We start from the raw sequence: 18,637 nt of genomic DNA on the forward strand, positions 1-18,637 counted from the left end.
CTAGGATAATGAACGATACCAATACATCGGTCACAAAAGTGCTTGAATGAGCTTGCTAAAGCAGTGTAAAGTTTGTTTTGAAAAAATGCATGCAAGAGAATACTTAGTTGGATAATATTAAATTATAAAAGGCAAGGAACGAGTTATGGCAGTTAATTTTCAACAATTACCTCATCCAGGAATACGCGCTTTAGTCCCTTATAGACCAGGAAAATCGATAGAGGAATTAGCACGTGAAAAAGGAATCAACGACATTATTAAATTGGCGAGCAACGAAAATCCTTTAGGATGTAGCCCATTAGCCTTAGCTGCATTGCAAGAAATGTCCACCCATGTACTTGCTACTTATCCTTCGCCAATCAATCATCCTTTAATGATCAAACTGGCAAAAAAACTTAAAATTAACCCCGACCAGATTTTTTTAAGCAATGGATCAGACTATATCTTCAATATGTTGCTGACTTGTTTCGGTTTACATAATGAAAAGCATATACTAACCCATGATTTCGCATTCAGCACTTATGCCATTCAAGCACACTCACTCAATATCCCGGTTCGTTCGGCAGCAATTCATCCAAATTGGCAAGTCAATGTAGACAACTTAATTCATGCCTGTACTCCAAAAACCAGTATCATCTTTCTAGCAAATCCCAATAATCCTACAGGAGTGCTCATTGATCAAAAAGAAATAAAACGTCTCTTGGATCATATACCCGAAAGTACTTTATTAGTGCTTGATGAAGCTTATTTTGAATTTGCAGAATCGCAACTGCGTTACAATAGCATTGAGTGGATAGCCCAATACCCTAACCTAATAGTGACGCGAACTTTTTCTAAAATCTATGGATTAGCTGGAGTGCGTCTTGGTTATGCCATCGCACACCCTTCTATTATTGAAATTTTACTACGGGTGCAATTACCTTTTACCGTTAATCAGGTAGCACTCACTACAGCTTATGCAGCCTTAGATGATGAAGATTTTTTACGATTAAGCTTACAGACTAATGCAGATGGAATGAAGCAAATACGCCAAGGATTAGATCAATTTGATATTGATTATTTACCTTCAGCATGTAATTTTCTTACCTTCAACTGTAAAGAAGATGGAATGGCACTCTATAACTATCTATTAGATAAAGGTATCATTGTTCGTCCTTTACATCCCTATAAAATGAACAGTTACATTAGGGTCACCATAGGAACCCAGGAGCAAAATTCTCGCTTTCTTGAGGCATTAAATAATTATTATAAGTAAGGAAATGAAAATGACTAGTGACTTAAGCAGCAAACATTGTGAATCATGCGAAGGCATAGGATCTGCGTTAAATGCAGAGCAAGTAAAAAACTTATTACCTCAATTAGATAAGAATTGGACAGTCAGTGCGGATAACCGCAGCATCAAACGCAGTTTGTCCTTTAAAAATTTTTATGAAACCATGGCTTTTGTCAACGCTCTTGCCTGGATAGCCAATATTGAAAATCACCACCCTGATTTAGAAGTTGGCTATAACTATTGTCATGTTCATTTCATGACCCATGCACTAGATGGTTTGAGCCATAACGATTTCATTTGCGCCGCGAAAATGGATAAATTATTAGCTGATTAGAATAAGACTTTGTAAGCGCCGCGATGTGATCAAGAGGCAAAGCTGCGCTTGGGGATGCTGTGGTAAGTGCTCATACAAGTAATAAAATAATTAAAATCAGGAGAATTACACCTACTCCACCACTTGGATAATACCCCCATGCTCTACTATAAGGCCATCTAGGAAGTAATCCTATTAAAAGTAAAATTAGTATAACAAGTAAAATTAAGTCCATCATTAAATTCCTTTTTAAGAAGACTCTAATCTAATTATAACCATTGAATAGCAAAAATGCTGCTCAGATTCCTTCTTTATTGGAATGAGTGATCAATTTTAGGCCTATAAAGTACTTTGAGATTAATATCTTATGATGACTTTATCCTCACCTAAAAGATTCGCTAAAAGCCCAAGCAATTCATCACTAGGTAAAATCTGCCATTGTGGTGCCAAACTCAATTGTGCTTTTGCATATTCGTTAGAATAAGAAAATTGAACGGCACAACGTCCAATATGTGCTTTTAATAAAGCTTGAAGGGAGGGTAAAATGCCTTGATTTCCAGCATGCAACCGCAACTCCAAACACCGAGCAAATTTTGTACGCGCAGCGGGTATATCATAAAGAGAGCTAGCAGTCATTTTTACTCCCCCATTATAATCATCATGCGCTACTTCACCTTCAACAACAAGCATATCGCCAATTGCTAAAGTAGAAGCAAATGATTCGAAAAGCTCATCAAAAATAACAATATCTATTCGTGCTGTAGAATCCTCCATGCCTAGAATCACGAGTTTCTTACCTCGTTTCGTTATAATCTTACGAATTCCTACTACTTGAGCACATAAAATTGCTTTTTTATGCATTGATGGATTTAATTGACTTATTGGTACAATAAAATCACTAAATTCACGTCGATACTGATCTGCGGGATGGCCCGTCAAATAAAAACCCAATACTTCCCGTTCACCTTCTAAACGTTGTGCTTCAGACCAAGATTTGCATAAAACATATTCTTGTTCCGTAGCACCATCATCTAATAATGAAAATAAATCAAATTGACCACTGGATTGATTCTGATGTTCTTTCTCTGCTACTTTTAACGCTTTTTCTAAAGAAGCAGTCAATACCGCCCTTTCTACCTTCCAATCATCAAAGGCACCACTTTTGATCAATGCCTCCAATACGCGTCGATTCACTTTACGTAAATCCAACCGTTGACAAAAGCTAAATAAATCGAGATAGCTTCCTTCTGAACCACGTGCTTCGATAATACAATCGATTGCGGATTCCCCTACCCCTTTTATAGCACCAAGACCATAAATAATGGTAGCATCGTCAATAACGGTAAAGTGATACATTGAGTGATTGATGGAGGGAGGCAAAATTTTTAACTTCATATGCGAACATTCATCAATAAACGTGACTACTTTATCGGTGTTATCCATATCCGATGACATTACCGCCGCCATAAATGCTGCGGGATAATGGGCTTTAAGCCAAGCAGTTTGATAGGCTACCAAAGCATATGCTGCTGAGTGAGATTTATTAAATCCATAGCCGGCAAATTTTTCCATTAAATCAAAAATATGAGTTGCTACTTTTTCATCAACACCTCTTGCCGTTGCTCCCTCAGTAAAAATTTCCCGCTGTTTCGCCATTTCTTCAGGTTTTTTCTTTCCCATAGCGCGACGCAACAGATCGGCAGCGCCTAAGGTATAATTTGCTAAGACTTGGGCGATTTGCATGACCTGTTCTTGATATAAGATCACACCATAAGTGGGCTTTAAAATAGGCTCCAAATCAGGATGAGGATAATCAACCGCTGCTCGTCCATGCTTACGATCAATAAAATCATCCACCATTCCTGACTGTAAAGGACCTGGTCTAAATAAAGCAACTAAAGCGATGATATCTTCAAAACAATCGGGTTGTAAGCGATTAATGAGCTCCTTCATTCCGCGTGATTCCAGCTGAAATACTGCTGTAGTTTTACACGCTTTTAACAAATCAAAAGAGGCCGGATCATCCGTTGGAATTTGGCTAATATCAATTGGAGACAGTCCTTCGCATTCGCGTTGCTTGTTTACCGTAGTTAAAGCCCAATCGATAATGGTTAAAGTTCGTAAACCCAAAAAATCAAACTTAACTAAGCCTGCTGCTTCTACATCATCTTTGTCAAATTGACTTACAATTTGTGTAGAGCCCTCTTCACAATAAATGGCTGTAAAATCAGTCAACTGAGAAGGAGCAATTACTACGCCCCCCGCATGTTTCCCTGCATTACGCGTGATGCCTTCGAGTTTTAATGCCAGATCGATAAGTTCTTTGACTTCTTCCTCTTCAGTATAGCGTCGCTTAAGTTCTTCTTCTTGTTCTAATGCTTTGCTTAAAGTAATGCCTAACTCAAAAGGGATTAATTTGGCTAACTTATCAACAAATCCATAAGGATGGCCTAATACACGTCCCACATCGCGAACTACAGCTTTTGCAGCCATAGTACCAAAAGTAATAATTTGTGATACGCTTTGTCTGCCGTATTTCTCGGCTACATACTCAATGACTCGATCACGTCCCTCCATGCAAAAATCAATATCAAAATCAGGCATGGATACTCGTTCTGGGTTTAAAAATCGCTCAAACAGCAATTCGTATTCCAAAGGATCTAAATCTGTAATTTTTAAAGCATATGCAACCAATGAACCTGCTCCAGAACCACGTCCTGGCCCGACAGGTACTCCATTTTTCTTTGCCCATTGAATAAAATCCGCAACAATCAGGAAATAACCAGCAAAACCCATGTTATTGATCACATCTAATTCAACTTGCAGTCGTTTGTCATACTCTTGTCTCGAGATCAGCAATTCTTCTGGTGATGCATTTTTAAACAGTTGCTGAAGACGTTCTTCCAAACCGATTTCTGATAAATGAGACAAATAATTCTCAACAGTAGAATCATTAGGAATAGGAAAATTAGGTAAATAATTATTCCCTAGGTCCAATTTCACCGTGCATCGTTTGCTGATTTCTACAGTATTAGTAAGTGCAGAAGGCAAATCAGCAAATAAAGCGACCATTTCATCAGCTGAACGTAAATACTGCTGGGCACTGTATTTCTGCTCTCTTCTGGGATCGGCTAAAGTATAACCTTCATGAATACAAACACGTGCTTCATGTGCATCAAAATCCTCTTTATCCAAAAAACGTACATCATTTGTTGCAACTAATGGCAACTTCAATTCATTGGCCAAAGCAATTAGCTTTTCATTGTAACGCGCCTCATCAGGTCTGCCAGTTCGTTGGATTTCTAAATAAAAACGATTGGAGAAAAGTTCCTGCCAATATAACGCTCGACTTTTAGCCAACTCTGCATCATCTGCTAATAAAGCCTGTCCAATATCGCCAAACTTTCCTCCTGATAATGCAATAAGTCCGGCTGAATATTCTGCTATCCACTGATGTTGTACCCTTGGTTGACCTTGATGCTGCCCTTCTTGATAAGCTTTTGAAATAAGACATGTTAAATTTTTATATCCCTCTGAGTTGAGGCATAAAAGAATCAAAGAAAAAACACGACCAGGATGTTCAGAATTATGCCAGGGCAAGTCACTACCAATAATAGGTTTTATTCCAGCTTCGACGGCACATTTATAATGCTTCACAGCAGCAAATAAATTACAATGATCAGTCAATGCAACAGCGCACATTCCTCGTGAAGGAAGAGCCTTCATCAAAGGTTTTACCCGCACCAAACCATCAACTAAAGAAAACTCTGTGTGAACACGTAAATGAACAAACTGATGCCGCATAAGGAAAATAATCTCATTTAGATTAATTGAAGAACTTTAACCTAAATCACTAATTTTGCATATGGTATTACGCATAAATCATCGTTCGACTTACGATTCAGCCTAGCATTATAAACGAAACCTGGACTAGTAATTAACGTCAGTTCGATAATTTCTTAGCTGTTTCTGTAGCTTCCATACTCAGTTTTCCCACGTTGAGTTTATCAAGCAGTAGGTTATTAGAGAACAGAACTTTTTGTAACTTTTCACATAAAGGAGAATCATTTTTAAGAATATCATCACGCTCAAGCAAAGGAATTTGACTCATCGCTTCTTTAATTGCATTCGCTTTATTCTGACTGATCCGAGAACCAAAAAAACCTGTAGCATTGTACTCAAGAACTGTAATCTCGTGTCTAATAGCTTGCATTTCCGGTGAAGTTACTACTTTATTTACTTCTGTCAGATCATGGAATAACGACAATAGAAAAATATAGTCATTTTGATTACCATGAACTAATTGTCTCATCGTTTGACAATAATCTTCTATCTGACTGTCCATTGGGCCCATACCATTTGCTTCAATCTGTTGAATTAACTTCTCAATTTTAGAAAGTATTGCTTGGTTTCTTGGTTGATTGGATAAAGCATCTACATCTTTTAAATAAAGAGTTGCTATTTCTTTCCTCTTAAACTCTATAAGTAACAAATAATTAATTGCGTCATCCCAACCACGTTGTTCAACAAGCAACAAGGCATTACTCAAATGTTTCCGACATTCTTCAAGCGATTTTACATTTCTTTGTCTATCAAGCATACATTGATAAGCATCTATCAGCTGATCTAATTTAGATTCACTATCTGATTTCTTAGCAATAAGAGCCATTACTTTTGCAGTATGAGTCGTTCCAAAAAGTTCATGAGCTTTTAGTAAACTACTTAATTTCACTGCTTTATCAGAAGCCTCCATAATACGCGCATAACTTACTATGTATTTTGGATGCTTATCGAATAGCTTTATCAATTGATCCAACTCTTTTATGTTTGATTCTGTATTTGACGAAGTATTTAATAATAGATCTGATGTTGTTTTTTGAAGCAATTGTAAATCACTCAACTTTAATGAACTTAGATTTCGTTGGTTTATTTTTACTATTGCGGAGATACGTTGTTTACGGATTTCTATGTTCATTGAATCAAAAGGTTTTGTGAGATCCGCAAGTTCTGATTTCAAATTAGATGTTACAACAGTCTTATTCTTTGCTGTAACAGATTCCTTACCAACAGCTAGATCCACTTCCCCAAGTGATGGATTTGAAGGAATGAGAAAATCTTTTACAGCCAAATGATTATTTTTTTCAGCAACCTCGATCGCCTTTTTTAGTAAACTTGGAGAGATGTTAAATGCTCTGTAATGACTCATTTCCTGGATTAAAGGAAGATTACCTAAAGCTACTTGTCGTATAAAAAACTCTTCTTTCTTTGCTGTATTAGCCTGTGAAAAAATCTTTTTCATCCTTGTACTTTCACGAGCCACTCCACCAACAACATCCATTTTCTCAATAATAGAGTCAACCGCTTTATCAATTTTTGCTCCATCCAGTTTTTCAACACCAATTTGTCCTTTCTCAAGTTGCTCAATGTTCGTTAACGGCAAAGCTAATTTAAAAAAATTAACTAACAACTCTTTTTGATATACTTGATTTTTTTCCTGATAAACATCGCCACCTGAATCTTTCTTTCGTATCCGTTTTCCATTGCTGTCAAGAACAGCATTTCCTTTAGAGTCAAGTTCATAGGCAATATTTTTAGTTTTATCATAAGGAAACGCTCCTTTTCGCAAGAGGGCATACGCATTCTTAAGATCTTCCTTAATCATTGCCTCAGTATAATGATAGGGTTGCTTATCTTGACTTAAGATTAAAAGAGGCACATCGTATTGGTATTTCTTTTTAATTTCAAATGCATGAAATGCAAGATTAAGACGATCAATGAGTTGGTCACGAGTTGCATAAAAAGCCTGCGTAGCAGCTTTAGTGTTTCCGGCTAAAATTTCATTATGCCCTCCTGCCTCCGTGCTCTTTTTCTGCAACTCAATCAACCTCTTGAGATTAATTGAATACTTAGTACTTTTTCTTGCTGCTTCAAGGTTAATTCGTTCCTCTATCGCCGAATAGAGCTCCTTTATTTCCTTTTGTACTTTTTTATTGCTTTTAAAACGAGCAAGATATACGCTACGCTCTTGTCGGATCAACATTTTAAAATCCTGCAATACCTCATCACTCGGTCGATAACCTTTGGTATTAAGCACCTCAAAAATCTTTTCCTTCCGGCTTTGTAAATGGTGTATCAACTCGGTTGAGGTAGTACTTTCTTTAAGAAGCTTACTCTTATCCAAAACAGCAACATCAGTTTTAGCATAACGCTTTGGCTCTCCAGATTTTTCCAGCTGCGCATTCAAAAAATCATAAAATTTTTTGTGAATCAATGAAGGATCTTTTATCCAGAATTTGGTAACAGTATCCATGTTCTCAGACCAAATATAGCGCTCACCTTTCAAATCAACCTGACGCACATCAGAAAGAACACCTATAGGAAAATAATTCCACTTTTTTTCAGGATAGCCCGAAAAGGGAATAATCTTTCCATGTGAAGGCAATAGAGTATGAGCCAGTTTTTTAGTATAAATAGTATTTTGAGGAGCCCCTGATTTTCCTACAACCCATCCATCTGCTATCTTATCCTCAAACTTAATTGGTTCAGTTATAGGCTCCTGGAAGCGAACTTCAGTGGGTGCTGTAGTCACTACTTTCCGCTCATAAATTATATTTGTTCTTGGATCGGTGTATTTGGTACGGATTACTGGAAAATGTATGTTCTCTTTAATAGGAGGAGTATAACGCTCATGTACTGGGTCCTCAAAAGCCCTTAAAAGATAATCATAATCAGGAAAAGTCTCACCACTTAAGGCTGTTGTAGAAACAAGACGCACTAAAGCCTGGCTATTTTTTATCAAATTTAAAGCAGTGATATTACCTTCAGAATCAACTAATGATTCTTCTCTATGAATCACCTTAGGAACAGTAACTTGCTTAAATTCAACTAACTTACCATCAAGCAATTTCTTATAATATTCTCTATTCACTTCAATAGAAAATTCTTGGGATGAAAGTGAGATACTACTCGGCTTAGCCCCAAAAAGCGTTGTATAAGTTTCTTTAAAAAGTTCAGCTTGTTTCTGATTTTCAAAAAAAACAGTAACTTTATTTTGCAATCTATCATGTGTTACAGCAGAAATCACAGGTAACTCAACCTTAGATACCCCTTTAACTGGAGTAATTGATTGTAATCCATGAATCAATTTGATCGCATTTTTGTAATGATCAATTTTATGAGGATTACCTTCTTGCGTATTTTGAAAATCAAACATTCGTTTATCAGTATGCAATTTAGAAGCAGCTGTTACATGTTTTACGATTTCCTGAAGAATTAAATACTTACGATAAGCTTCAAGTGTCGGATTACTTTTTTCGTCAAGTGTCACATCCCCTTCTAAATTATCGTCGTAATTATCTTCTGCACGAATTTTCTTAATTTCCTCAACCAGTTTCCGACGTCTCTTTGGGCTCATAGGAAACTCGAATCGTTTGTTAATATCCTGAATGCCTGCCAAAATATTATTTTTTTGACTGTCAAAAGTTTCTTGAGAAATCAATCCAAACGTTGACTTCTGACCAGTTAATTGGAGGGTATCAAAACTACATCGTAAGATTTTAAAAACTGATTCTAATTTTTCTATACTTACAGAATTTAATGACTCAGAAATACCTGATAAGTTGACATAGTCCTCTATGACACCAATCGCGCTCGATCCTCCTTTTTTTGAAGGATAAAGAGAATAGCAACGTGTTAAATCAATCCCATGAGCATCATTCATCATTCTTAATTGTGCATCAGCACGCGTGCGAACCTCTCCTTCAGGAAAAAAAGTACTCAGAGTGTATTTAGGTGATTTATTCCAAAAAGATTGTGGCTTAGTGATCAAATTTAGTGCTTCTTCGCGAGAAATATCGTTTCCTAATTGCTTTTCTTTTTCAATAATATAATCAATAAAGAGTTGGGGTGGGCCATCTTCTCTTCTATCTATTCGATCTTGAATATCAGAATAACCCATGAGTTCTACAATAATGGCATCTCGATACATAGCCTCCAGATTATTTTTATAAAGATCATTTAAATGACTGCGGCAGTATTTAAGAAAGTCTCTTCCTGAGGTTGTTCTAAAATTTTCATAAGTTTCACATCCCTTAACATTATCACCTGTATCATGAAAGCCCGTTTCATCACGACGACCAACAACACTAAACAGCATCATCATCTGCAATTTTTCAAGTTCTAAGTCTTCGTCAAGCTCACTTGAATGTTTATTAAACTCTTTTTTAAAAGCATGAATCCCAGTCACCAAATAAGAAACTCTAACTGAATGAGTTAAACCATGATTTGGACGGTGAACAATATGAGTTATTTTTGAACCAAATTTTTTTTCTAACCGCTCTTCATTTAAAGAGGATATACCCCGTTCAACAATCTTCTCATAGAGTGCTTTTGCTTTTAATTTATTTGCATCAAAATCTTCTAATTTTTTTTCTTCTGCTTCTAATTTCTCGGAAACTAATTCACTCTTTTTTTGTAGCGCTTTAATTTTTTCTACTAGAACAGCTCGTTCTTTTTCATGTTCTGATCGTTGAGAATAGAATTGAAACACGATGGCCAAATCTTTTTTATCAACAACTTTTCCATCCAATATAATGTCAACATAGTCAATCGCTTCTTTACCCGTGATATGTATTATATCCCCATTGGCCAGATGAACCATTGACAATTGATTGAACCATCTATCAACCATAGGCGATATTGAATAAGGCTTCGAAAAATGATGTTCACTAGCATACTCTATTGCCTTAAGAAAACGATTTTGATTGATTAGGGCCTTCATTTACATACTCACCTATTAATTATTTATATATCCAATATATGCTTCTATAATATTCTTATTGAGTATTTTATAGTCATATATTAACATGGTCTAGTGTATTTTTTCTTTTTTTGTCTTTTAATACATCACATCAAGGTATTTGGATTATTTTTCGCAATTTTATGAGTGATTTTTTGACAAAAAAAAGGTTCAAGCCTATGATTCGAGTCAAAGTGTACTAAAACCAGGAGAAAGTAATGCCTAAACTAGAGAGAAATAAAAGAATTGATAAATTTATTAAGACTTCTTTTCAGCCTATTCGCAACGCCATGAAAACATTATTAAGTAAAAAAGAAGATGGGACCGACCAAGAAAGAAACTCCATATCTCTTGAATACAATGCTCTTTTTGCCTATGAAGAGAAAGTTGTTTCTGAATTTAGAACACTTCAAATTGAAAGTGCTCCATCACCCACCTCAGTGCAACGTATTTACGAATCAGCTACCGAAGCAACTAAGGAAGCAATTACAAAATTAAAAGAACATACCACAAGCAGTGAACTTATATTAAATAATTTAGAAGCGGTAACTAATTTTTGCACCACTGTACTTACTCAGGATAATGGAATTAAGTTCTTTGATGTGAAAGGATTGGATATTGAATCAGTCAAACAAGTAAACAGTGAAATACAAGAATCATGGGAGTATTTTACAAAAAGCAATAGCAGTGGTTTAATTTGATCATAATGATTTTGAAGAGGTTTCTATGAGCACTATTTTCTAGTGCGTGCTAAATCTGAATAATTACCGCCAATGTTGGTATGTTAAGGTATGGATTCATAGGAGATGTATATGTCCAAATCTGCTATTGAAATGGCAAAAGAGCTTTCATTTTTTAGAGATGCAAAACAACTTCAAGACTTTACTGAAAAATGTTTAGCAAATCCTAGTTTAACTGCAAAACAAAAAATCCAACTTATCCATTTAAATCAAAATAATCGTTTAAATATCATTGCTCAAGTACAACAGCATACCTTTGAACATCTTTTTAAAAAAAAGCCAAATGAATTTTTCACGAATAAATACCACTATGATTGGTGGATGTTTCCCATGTATGTTCCAAAGGAATGGGGATGGGAGCAAAGAAACTATGACTCCTCTATCAATTTATTAGAAGCACAAAGCTTACTTCGTAACAAACCATTCATTGATACCTACATTGATTCAGTTGCTCTATATCTCACAGCACTTAAAGAACATGGATGGAATAATTATCCCGTACGTTATGCAAGAATGCTGCATTCATTGTCTCTTTTTCTTCGAGCAGCTCAAAAAGAAGGAAATCAATCCGAAGTATATGAACGTCTTTATGAACAAACTAAAAATGCTGTTGCTTATGCAAAGCACTATGTTCTACCAAGCAATAACGATTATGAGTTATTACACATAGGATATAAGGCTACTGTACAGCACATAAAAAAATATGAAGAAGAATCGCTTAACGATGTAAAAAAATGTAACTACCTATGACTTCGTAAGTACCCCTGTCTCTTGATTAAGCGTTCACCCCTCCTTAATGGATATATCAAAAATGTTGAAGATGGCTTTTTTACAACTTCAATTCCAATAATGTAATTAATCCAGACCAATTTTCAGTCCACTCAAAATTGTAAGGATCATGCCCATCTTTCCTCTTTAATAAGATGCCATGGTCTACTTTAAATAAAGGTGAAGTCTGGTTTAGTTGCTCAACTTCTTCGTATAGCGGTATTAGCTTTAATTCACTAAAATGTTCAGGAAAATTACCTGATTCAAAAGCAGCATAAATACTATCTGCAGAATGCTGCATGGCTTGCAACAGAATAATACGCTGTACTTCTGCTTCTTCTTTAAAAAGATAGTTATCACCATAAGCCGTCCAAAAAGTCCCCTCCTGATTGACTACATTTACCCCTAGTCGATTATCTTCATCATGCATTAGATTAGCGAGCAATAAATTCAGAATAGAAGGTAAGAAGACTTGTTTTTCTATTTCACGTCGAGGTGTTCGTATATGACCCGAAGCAAAAGAATCACTCAAAAAGTGATTTGCAAAAGCATTTTGAGCATAAGCCAACTCCAGTAATTGCTCCGCCTTTATAACATTACCTTTAATCTTTTGTTGATAGCCAAGGATCGCTGTATCAAGAGCTACTTGATGGCCAATTTCATAAGCAATTAATGAATCAGGTTGATAATGATCAAAGTTAACCTCCGAAAGTTTGAGGTAATTACCAAAGGGAATATAATCACTAATAAAACTACCACCACAAGTCAAACGATTTAGTTTCTTATTAATTGTTGAACCATATTCCTTATAAAACTCTGAGTCCGACTTCCCTTGTGATCGCCAATCCATTAAAAGTTGTACAATCTGTTCATGATGTTTAATAAGGTTTTCCGCTTGTATGCGAGGTTTTTGACAATTGCTGTTGTCTTTGTCTCCAGCCAAAGCATAAAACTGAAGATTAAAACATTCTTTGCGTTTGCTCACGGTACACGTTGAGATTGGATGCTGCGGATCGCCAAACAGATCTCCTGCTAACATTACTATTTGACCATAAGTGAGCATTAATCCATTGGGTAAATGCAACAACTTATCTGGATTACTATCATAAAAGCGAAGATTAATCTGATCCCCAAAGTACTGGTGCTCAAATCCTGAAAAATTTTTCATGTTTCGTTCCAGAAGTTGAGTTATTAATTCTTGCGTAAAATCAGATGAATTAGCATAAGAACTCTGAGCTAGAGTTAATAAAATTAGTAAAGCGGTAATAATCTTCTTCATTCAGTTATTCTCTATAAGGTTTAGCAGCAGTCACAAGCCCTAAATTTGGAATTATTCATTAAAAATAATGAGGTTTTCTAAATACAGATAATTTTATTCTGATTAAGCAATTGAAGGTTCAGAAAAGCATTGTAAGTATATAATATCAATGAAAAATTAGTCGATGCAAGTCTCCTCTTTGTTAAAAATATACTCCTATAAATAAAAAAATTAAAGAATATTATGATAAAATTCCCACAAAATCGTCACAACCATTGAATTGGTATCAATAATCATTAACATCCGTGTTATAATTGCCAATGAAATAGGCACACTGAGCAATTATATCAAGTCATTTTCTTCTTTCACAAATCGATCAATAAAGGAAACAGCATGAGTTTTAAGTCATTAGGTTTAATCGAACCATTACTTCAATCCATTGACGAATTAGGTTACAAAGAACCTTCTTCCATTCAAACTCAAGCCATTCCAAAAGTATTATCAGGTAAAGACATACTTGCTTCAGCCCAAACCGGAACAGGAAAAACTGCGAGTTTCGTGTTGCCTATTTTGCAAAAGCTCAGTGCAAAACCTCCAGCTAAAGGTAATAGAATACGAGCACTGATTCTAACTCCAACACGTGAACTAGCCAGTCAAGTACATGAAAATATCCTCCAATATGGACGTTATCTATCACTTCGTTCAGCAGTGGTCTTTGGTGGCGTAAAAATTAATCCTCAAATGATGAAACTACGCTCTGGAGTGGAGATATTAGTGGCTACACCGGGACGTTTATTAGATTTACATCAACAACGTGCCATACAATTTGATCAAATTGATACTCTGGTACTGGATGAAGCCGATAGAATGTTAGATATGGGCTTCATTCATGACATGAAACGAATTATTAATTACCTACCAAAAAATCGACAAAATCTTATGTTCTCAGCCACTTTTACTGATCAAGTTCGTAGTTTTGTAAAAACCATTCTTAAACAACCAGTAGAAATTGATGTTTCACCTCGAAATACAACTGCAGTTAAAATAAAACAAACGGTACACCCTGTGGATAAAAACCAAAAAGCGGCGTTACTTAGCCATCTAATTCATAGAAATAAATGGAACCAAGCTTTAGTATTTTTGAAGACGAAACATGGTGCCAATAAATTGGTGAAGCAATTAGCGGAAGCACAAATTCATGCTGCGGCAATCCATGGCAATAAATCTCAACCTCAACGTACTAAGACTTTAAAGGATTTTAAATCTGGGGAGTTACATATTTTAGTGGCTACAGACATTGCTGCTCGAGGAATTGACATTGATCAATTACCTTGTGTCGTTAATTTTGATTTACCCCAAATTGCTGAAGATTACGTACATCGCATTGGTCGAACCGGCCGTGCTGGCGCAATGGGATTAGCGATTTCACTAGTAAGTGCGGATGAGGTAAACCAATTGCAGGCTATAGAAAAATTGATTCAGCACAAATTAAATCGTGTCGAAATTGAAGATTTTGAACCCAAACACAATGTGCCTCAAACCAATGTTTCCTCTACCTCTAAAAAACATTTTCCACAAAAGAAAAAAACAACTTCCATCAATACTAAGTTTAAATAGCGTGAGTTCGACATAAAAGGCATAGGAAATGTCTTTTATGTCGCTAAACGAACGTTGCTTCGTAAGAAGAGTTAGGTCCTCATTTTACATATGCTTACGTTGTGCAGGATGAGATTCTTTAAGCAAGAAAGCAGCAATAAGCAAACTGGCTAAAAAGCATATGGGCATAATCATCAGAGAAACTTGGTAGCTTGCAACACTGTACACATGTACTCCATTAACCAACCGCCAAGAATGAGTATGTTGCAATATATAACCAACCAAGGGTTGAAATATTGCTCCACCAATCAATACAGAAAGATTATTAAACCCTGAAGCAGTACCAACAAGCTCTGGAGGATTATTTTCTTTAACTACCGCAAAGCTCACTGTTTGTCCTCCTGCCCCTAGACCAAGCACAAACAAAATAAATGGAGTCCATCCATAAGATAATCCCGGAACATACAATAAGACTAATGTTGCCAATAAACCTAAAGCAGCGCTAAGAATCAATGCGATTCGACGACTTTCAATTCGATCACTTAGCCAGCCTAGTAGAGGACTTCCTATTCCTATGCCAATCCAAATCAAACTGCATAACCCTGAGGCGGCAACAACACTAATTTGAAATTTTTCTTGTAAATAAGGGACACCCCAGAGTGCAGCAAAGACAGCAATTGGAGTCCAAATCGCAAAAGCATATCCTCCGACTATCCAGGTATAACTATGTTTGCACACTGAAACAAGTCGTTTCCATTCTTCACGAAGATAGTGTTCGGGGATAGTTTGATTTTGCTGATGAGGATAATCACGAATATAAAACCAAAAAAATAGTGCTAATACAAAACCAATCACAGATAAAATAAAACTTGCATTACGCCAGCCTACTCCTTCAATCAAATAGGCTAATGGCATTTCCCCAAATATAGCCCCTACTGAGCTCATAAGCTGAGCAACCCCTGCCAAAATGGCAAAATAATAAGGAGGAAACCAACGAGATAAAAGAACTAAAACGCCTATGAAAGAAAAAGCAGAACCAATTCCAATAAGAAATCTACCAATACACGCAGTAAATATACTGTCTGTTGATGCAAAGAAAGCGGAACCTAAAGCACATAGAATAATTGCAAAAGTCATCAATTTGCGGGGACCATATCGATCATACAATACCCCTGCTGGCAATTGAGTTGGAGCGTACGCATAAAAGTAAAAAGCAGAAATAAAACCAAATCCCTGACCTGTAACACCAAAAGTCTTCATCATCGACTCAGCCATAACACTTGGTGCTACTTGTAGAATAAATTCGTATAAATAAAATGAGGCTGCCAGAAAAAAAATAAAATATGCTGTTCCAAGTCGAGCATTCGCTCCGTGAGGTGTATTATCAATATTATATGAGCTCAATTTAAGGTCACTCCGTTTGAAATTCCACATTTAAGCTTATACATATTTACTTTGTCAATATGGTTTTAGTATATAAACCTAGAAAAGACAATTATCGGTTAATAGATATTAGAATAATACTGTAATGTTTTGACTAAAGTAAAACGCCTCATCGAAACAGTTTGCTCAGGCTTATTTTGCCACAGGATAAATTGCACCTAATAGAGTGGGATGAGCTGAACCTGTTATCGTTGTTAAGTCCACAGGAATATGATTTATCGTTTGCGCAGCAAACCAGGCAAACATCATTGCTTCTAAATGATCAGGACTTATTCCTACTTCTGCAATACTCTTTACTACCGTTTCAGGCAATAACTGGCTAAGCATGTCTAATAAAGCCAGATTATGAGTACCGCCTCCACATAAGTACAATTTTTTTACGTAGCTCCTTTCGTTTAAGAGACTATGAGCAATCGTTTTTGCAGTAAATACCAACAGCGTTTTCTGTACATCTACAGGCCTATAATCATTCTTTAAATGACCTTCCAGCCACACTAAAGAAAAGTACTCTTTACCAATACTTTTTGGCGTTGGGAGATGAATAAACGGATCTGCCATTAAGGTTGTAAGCAGAGGCTTAATAAGTTCACCCTGTTGCGCCCAATTACCATGAACATCATAAGCTTTTCCTTGATGTTTCATAATCCATGCATCCATTAAACAATTTCCAGGCCCAACGTCCCATCCTTTGATGGGTTCATTAGGATGAATCAATGTAATGTTAGCAATACCACCTACATTAGCTACGGCTATATGATTCTTTTCATGTTTAAATAGTTCTTGGTGATAAATGGGTGCAAAAGGAGCGCCCTGCCCTCCAAGAACTATATCTCGAGTTCTAAAATCTGCCACCACAGTGATACCGGTTAACGTAGAAATAGTGTGAGCACACCCTAATTGTAATGTATATGGAATCGCGCAATTGGTATTGTGACAAACTGTTTGGCCGTGACTTCCTATAGCACAAATATCACTGGAAGATAATTTGGCTTCTTGTAATAGTTCATTGACTGCTCGAGCAAATTCTTTTCCAATTAAAGTATTTAGCTGACAAATAGATGCGAGACTTAAATTTGAACCATTCAGCAATGCATGGATACGATTTTTAACCTCATCACTATATCTTAGGGTATTGCCCAAAAGTAGCTGATTTTTAGAGATATCGACAAGTGCTGCATCAATACCATCCATACTTGTTCCAGACATTAAGCCTATATATAAACTCATTAACTGTTCCTCAGGTTGAAACAATTATAAAAATTTTCTGTTGTTATTGCAGCAATTTCTTCAAATTTCATGCCACGAAGCTCTGCTAGAGCTTCTGCTACATATTTCACCAAAGCGGGATGATTTTGTTTGCCACGATAAGGCACTGGTGCTAGATAAGGTGAGTCTGTTTCTATTAATATTCTATTTAATGGAATTTGTCGAGCAACTTCTTGCAGAGCAGTTGCATTTTTAAAAGTAATAATACCTGAAAATGAAATATAAAAATTCAGATCCATGGCTTTACGCGCTATATCTAAACTTTCTGCAAAACAATGCATTACCCCGCCAATTTGATCTGCATTTTCTTCCCTCATCAGTACTATTGTATCTTCTGCTGCTTCACGAGTATGAATAATCAATGGCTTCGACGTTTTTAATGCAGCTTTTATATGCTCTCTGAATCGATTACGTTGCACTTCCCGTGCTTCCTCAGTATGGGTTCGATAATAATCCAAGCCTGTTTCGCCAATCGCAATGCATGCAGGATTCACAGCTAATTCACACAACATTTGAGACGTAATAGGAAACTCCATTTCACTATTTGGATGAACACCAACAGAAATACTGATATTAGAGTGCTCCATGGCCAGTTTCTCTAATTGTGAATAATCAGCCAGCTCTACACAAACGCATAAAAAATGCCCCACATCATTGGTTTTTGCTTGTGATAAAACATTTGTAATATCATGATTAAAATCAGTTAAATCAAGAAAATTCAAATGACAATGCGAATCAACTAACATGGGATGACCTCATTAAATAGAATAAAATGGCTTAGAATAACCAAGCTTCTTCTTTAAGAAGCTCTTTTAACCCAGAAAAAGCGATTAGGTTCAAAACCAAATTAAATTGTATCTGTTAATTGAGATGATTTTAACATGCCTGCTAAATAGGTCTCTATTTTATTACACAAATTACGGCTATCTTCTCTCAAGAATTGTACCCCTATTCCGGGAACCTTATTGCCTTGAGCTCCTTGAGGCGTAATCCATACTACTTTTCCATCAACCTCATAAGACTCATCTTCATCCATTAATTTTATTGATAAGCTGACTATTGCGCCAAACTCTATCTTGTGATTCGTGCGAATAAATAATCCACCATTTTTTACAAAAGGCATATATGCTGCGTAAAGAGCCGATTCATTAGGAAATATACAGTTAATTTGTTGTTTATCCAT

Annotated in this window: 13 protein-coding genes; 5 read left to right on the plus strand and 8 right to left on the minus strand. The window is 36.1% G+C overall.

What is annotated here, in order from left to right; all coding sequences use genetic code 11:
* Positions 1-145: 145 nt before the first annotated feature.
* Together hisC and Lgra_RS16030 are read left to right on the plus strand one after the other, a co-directional pair.
* On the plus strand, positions 146-1,255 hold the full coding sequence (gene hisC, locus Lgra_RS16025) for a histidinol-phosphate transaminase (protein ID WP_058500153.1): 1,110 nt from the start codon (positions 146-148) through the stop codon (positions 1,253-1,255).
* 10 nt (positions 1,256-1,265) lie between these two features.
* A complete protein-coding gene (locus Lgra_RS16030) occupies positions 1,266-1,607 on the plus strand; it encodes a 4a-hydroxytetrahydrobiopterin dehydratase (protein WP_058500154.1) in 342 nt (113 codons plus the stop codon).
* Positions 1,608-1,677: 70 nt separating this feature from the next.
* Here Lgra_RS16030 and Lgra_RS17620 read toward each other — a convergent pair whose 3' ends face one another.
* The 3 genes from Lgra_RS17620 to Lgra_RS16040 form a co-directional block, all read right to left on the minus strand.
* Positions 1,678-1,824 (minus strand): DUF3309 family protein, encoded by a 147-nt coding sequence (locus tag Lgra_RS17620; protein ID WP_083502921.1) that lies wholly within the window; start codon positions 1,822-1,824, stop codon positions 1,678-1,680.
* A gap of 119 nt (positions 1,825-1,943) precedes the next feature.
* The gene (gene dnaE / locus Lgra_RS16035) at positions 1,944-5,390 is read right to left on the minus strand and encodes a DNA polymerase III subunit alpha (protein WP_058500155.1); all 3,447 of its coding nucleotides are present in this window, start codon (positions 5,388-5,390) and stop codon (positions 1,944-1,946) included.
* 139 nt (positions 5,391-5,529) lie between these two features.
* Positions 5,530-10,365, minus strand: a complete 4,836-nt coding sequence (locus tag Lgra_RS16040) for a SidE phosphodiesterase domain-containing protein (protein ID WP_058500156.1) — start codon at positions 10,363-10,365, stop codon at positions 5,530-5,532.
* A 236-nt stretch (positions 10,366-10,601) separates the two neighbouring features.
* Between Lgra_RS16040 and Lgra_RS16045 the strand changes: the two genes are divergently transcribed.
* Positions 10,602-11,084, plus strand: a complete 483-nt coding sequence (locus Lgra_RS16045; protein WP_058500157.1) for a hypothetical protein — start codon at positions 10,602-10,604, stop codon at positions 11,082-11,084.
* 111 nt (positions 11,085-11,195) lie between these two features.
* A complete protein-coding gene (locus Lgra_RS16050; RefSeq protein WP_058500158.1) occupies positions 11,196-11,873 on the plus strand; it encodes a hypothetical protein in 678 nt (225 codons plus the stop codon).
* A 79-nt stretch (positions 11,874-11,952) separates the two neighbouring features.
* Here the strand turns inward: Lgra_RS16050 and Lgra_RS16055 are convergent, their stop codons facing one another.
* Positions 11,953-13,170 (minus strand): hypothetical protein, encoded by a 1,218-nt coding sequence (locus Lgra_RS16055; RefSeq protein WP_058500159.1) that lies wholly within the window; start codon positions 13,168-13,170, stop codon positions 11,953-11,955.
* A 372-nt stretch (positions 13,171-13,542) separates the two neighbouring features.
* Here Lgra_RS16055 and Lgra_RS16060 point away from each other — a divergent pair, with 372 nt between their 5' ends.
* Positions 13,543-14,766 carry a DEAD/DEAH box helicase gene (locus Lgra_RS16060; protein WP_058500160.1) on the plus strand — a complete coding sequence of 408 codons (1,224 nt, stop codon included), beginning with the start codon at positions 13,543-13,545 and terminating at the stop codon, positions 14,764-14,766.
* Between the two features lie 84 nt (positions 14,767-14,850).
* Here the strand turns inward: Lgra_RS16060 and Lgra_RS16065 are convergent, their stop codons facing one another.
* The 4 genes from Lgra_RS16065 to Lgra_RS16080 form a co-directional block, all read right to left on the minus strand.
* The gene (locus tag Lgra_RS16065) at positions 14,851-16,149 is read right to left on the minus strand and encodes an MFS transporter (protein WP_058500161.1); all 1,299 of its coding nucleotides are present in this window, start codon (positions 16,147-16,149) and stop codon (positions 14,851-14,853) included.
* A 171-nt stretch (positions 16,150-16,320) separates the two neighbouring features.
* Positions 16,321-17,415, minus strand: coding sequence for an anhydro-N-acetylmuramic acid kinase (locus Lgra_RS16070; RefSeq protein WP_058500162.1), 1,095 nt, complete (start codon positions 17,413-17,415; stop codon positions 16,321-16,323).
* Positions 17,415-18,200 carry a TatD family hydrolase gene (locus Lgra_RS16075; protein WP_058500163.1) on the minus strand — a complete coding sequence of 262 codons (786 nt, stop codon included), beginning with the start codon at positions 18,198-18,200 and terminating at the stop codon, positions 17,415-17,417. The genes Lgra_RS16070 and Lgra_RS16075 overlap by 1 nt, the downstream gene beginning before the upstream one ends.
* A 101-nt stretch (positions 18,201-18,301) precedes the next feature.
* Positions 18,302-18,637: a PilZ domain-containing protein gene (locus Lgra_RS16080; RefSeq protein WP_058500164.1), complete on the minus strand. Its 336-nt coding sequence runs from the start codon at positions 18,635-18,637 to the stop codon at positions 18,302-18,304.

It is taken from the genome of Legionella gratiana (assembly GCF_001467695.1).
GTDB classification, from domain to species: domain Bacteria; phylum Pseudomonadota; class Gammaproteobacteria; order Legionellales; family Legionellaceae; genus Legionella; species Legionella gratiana.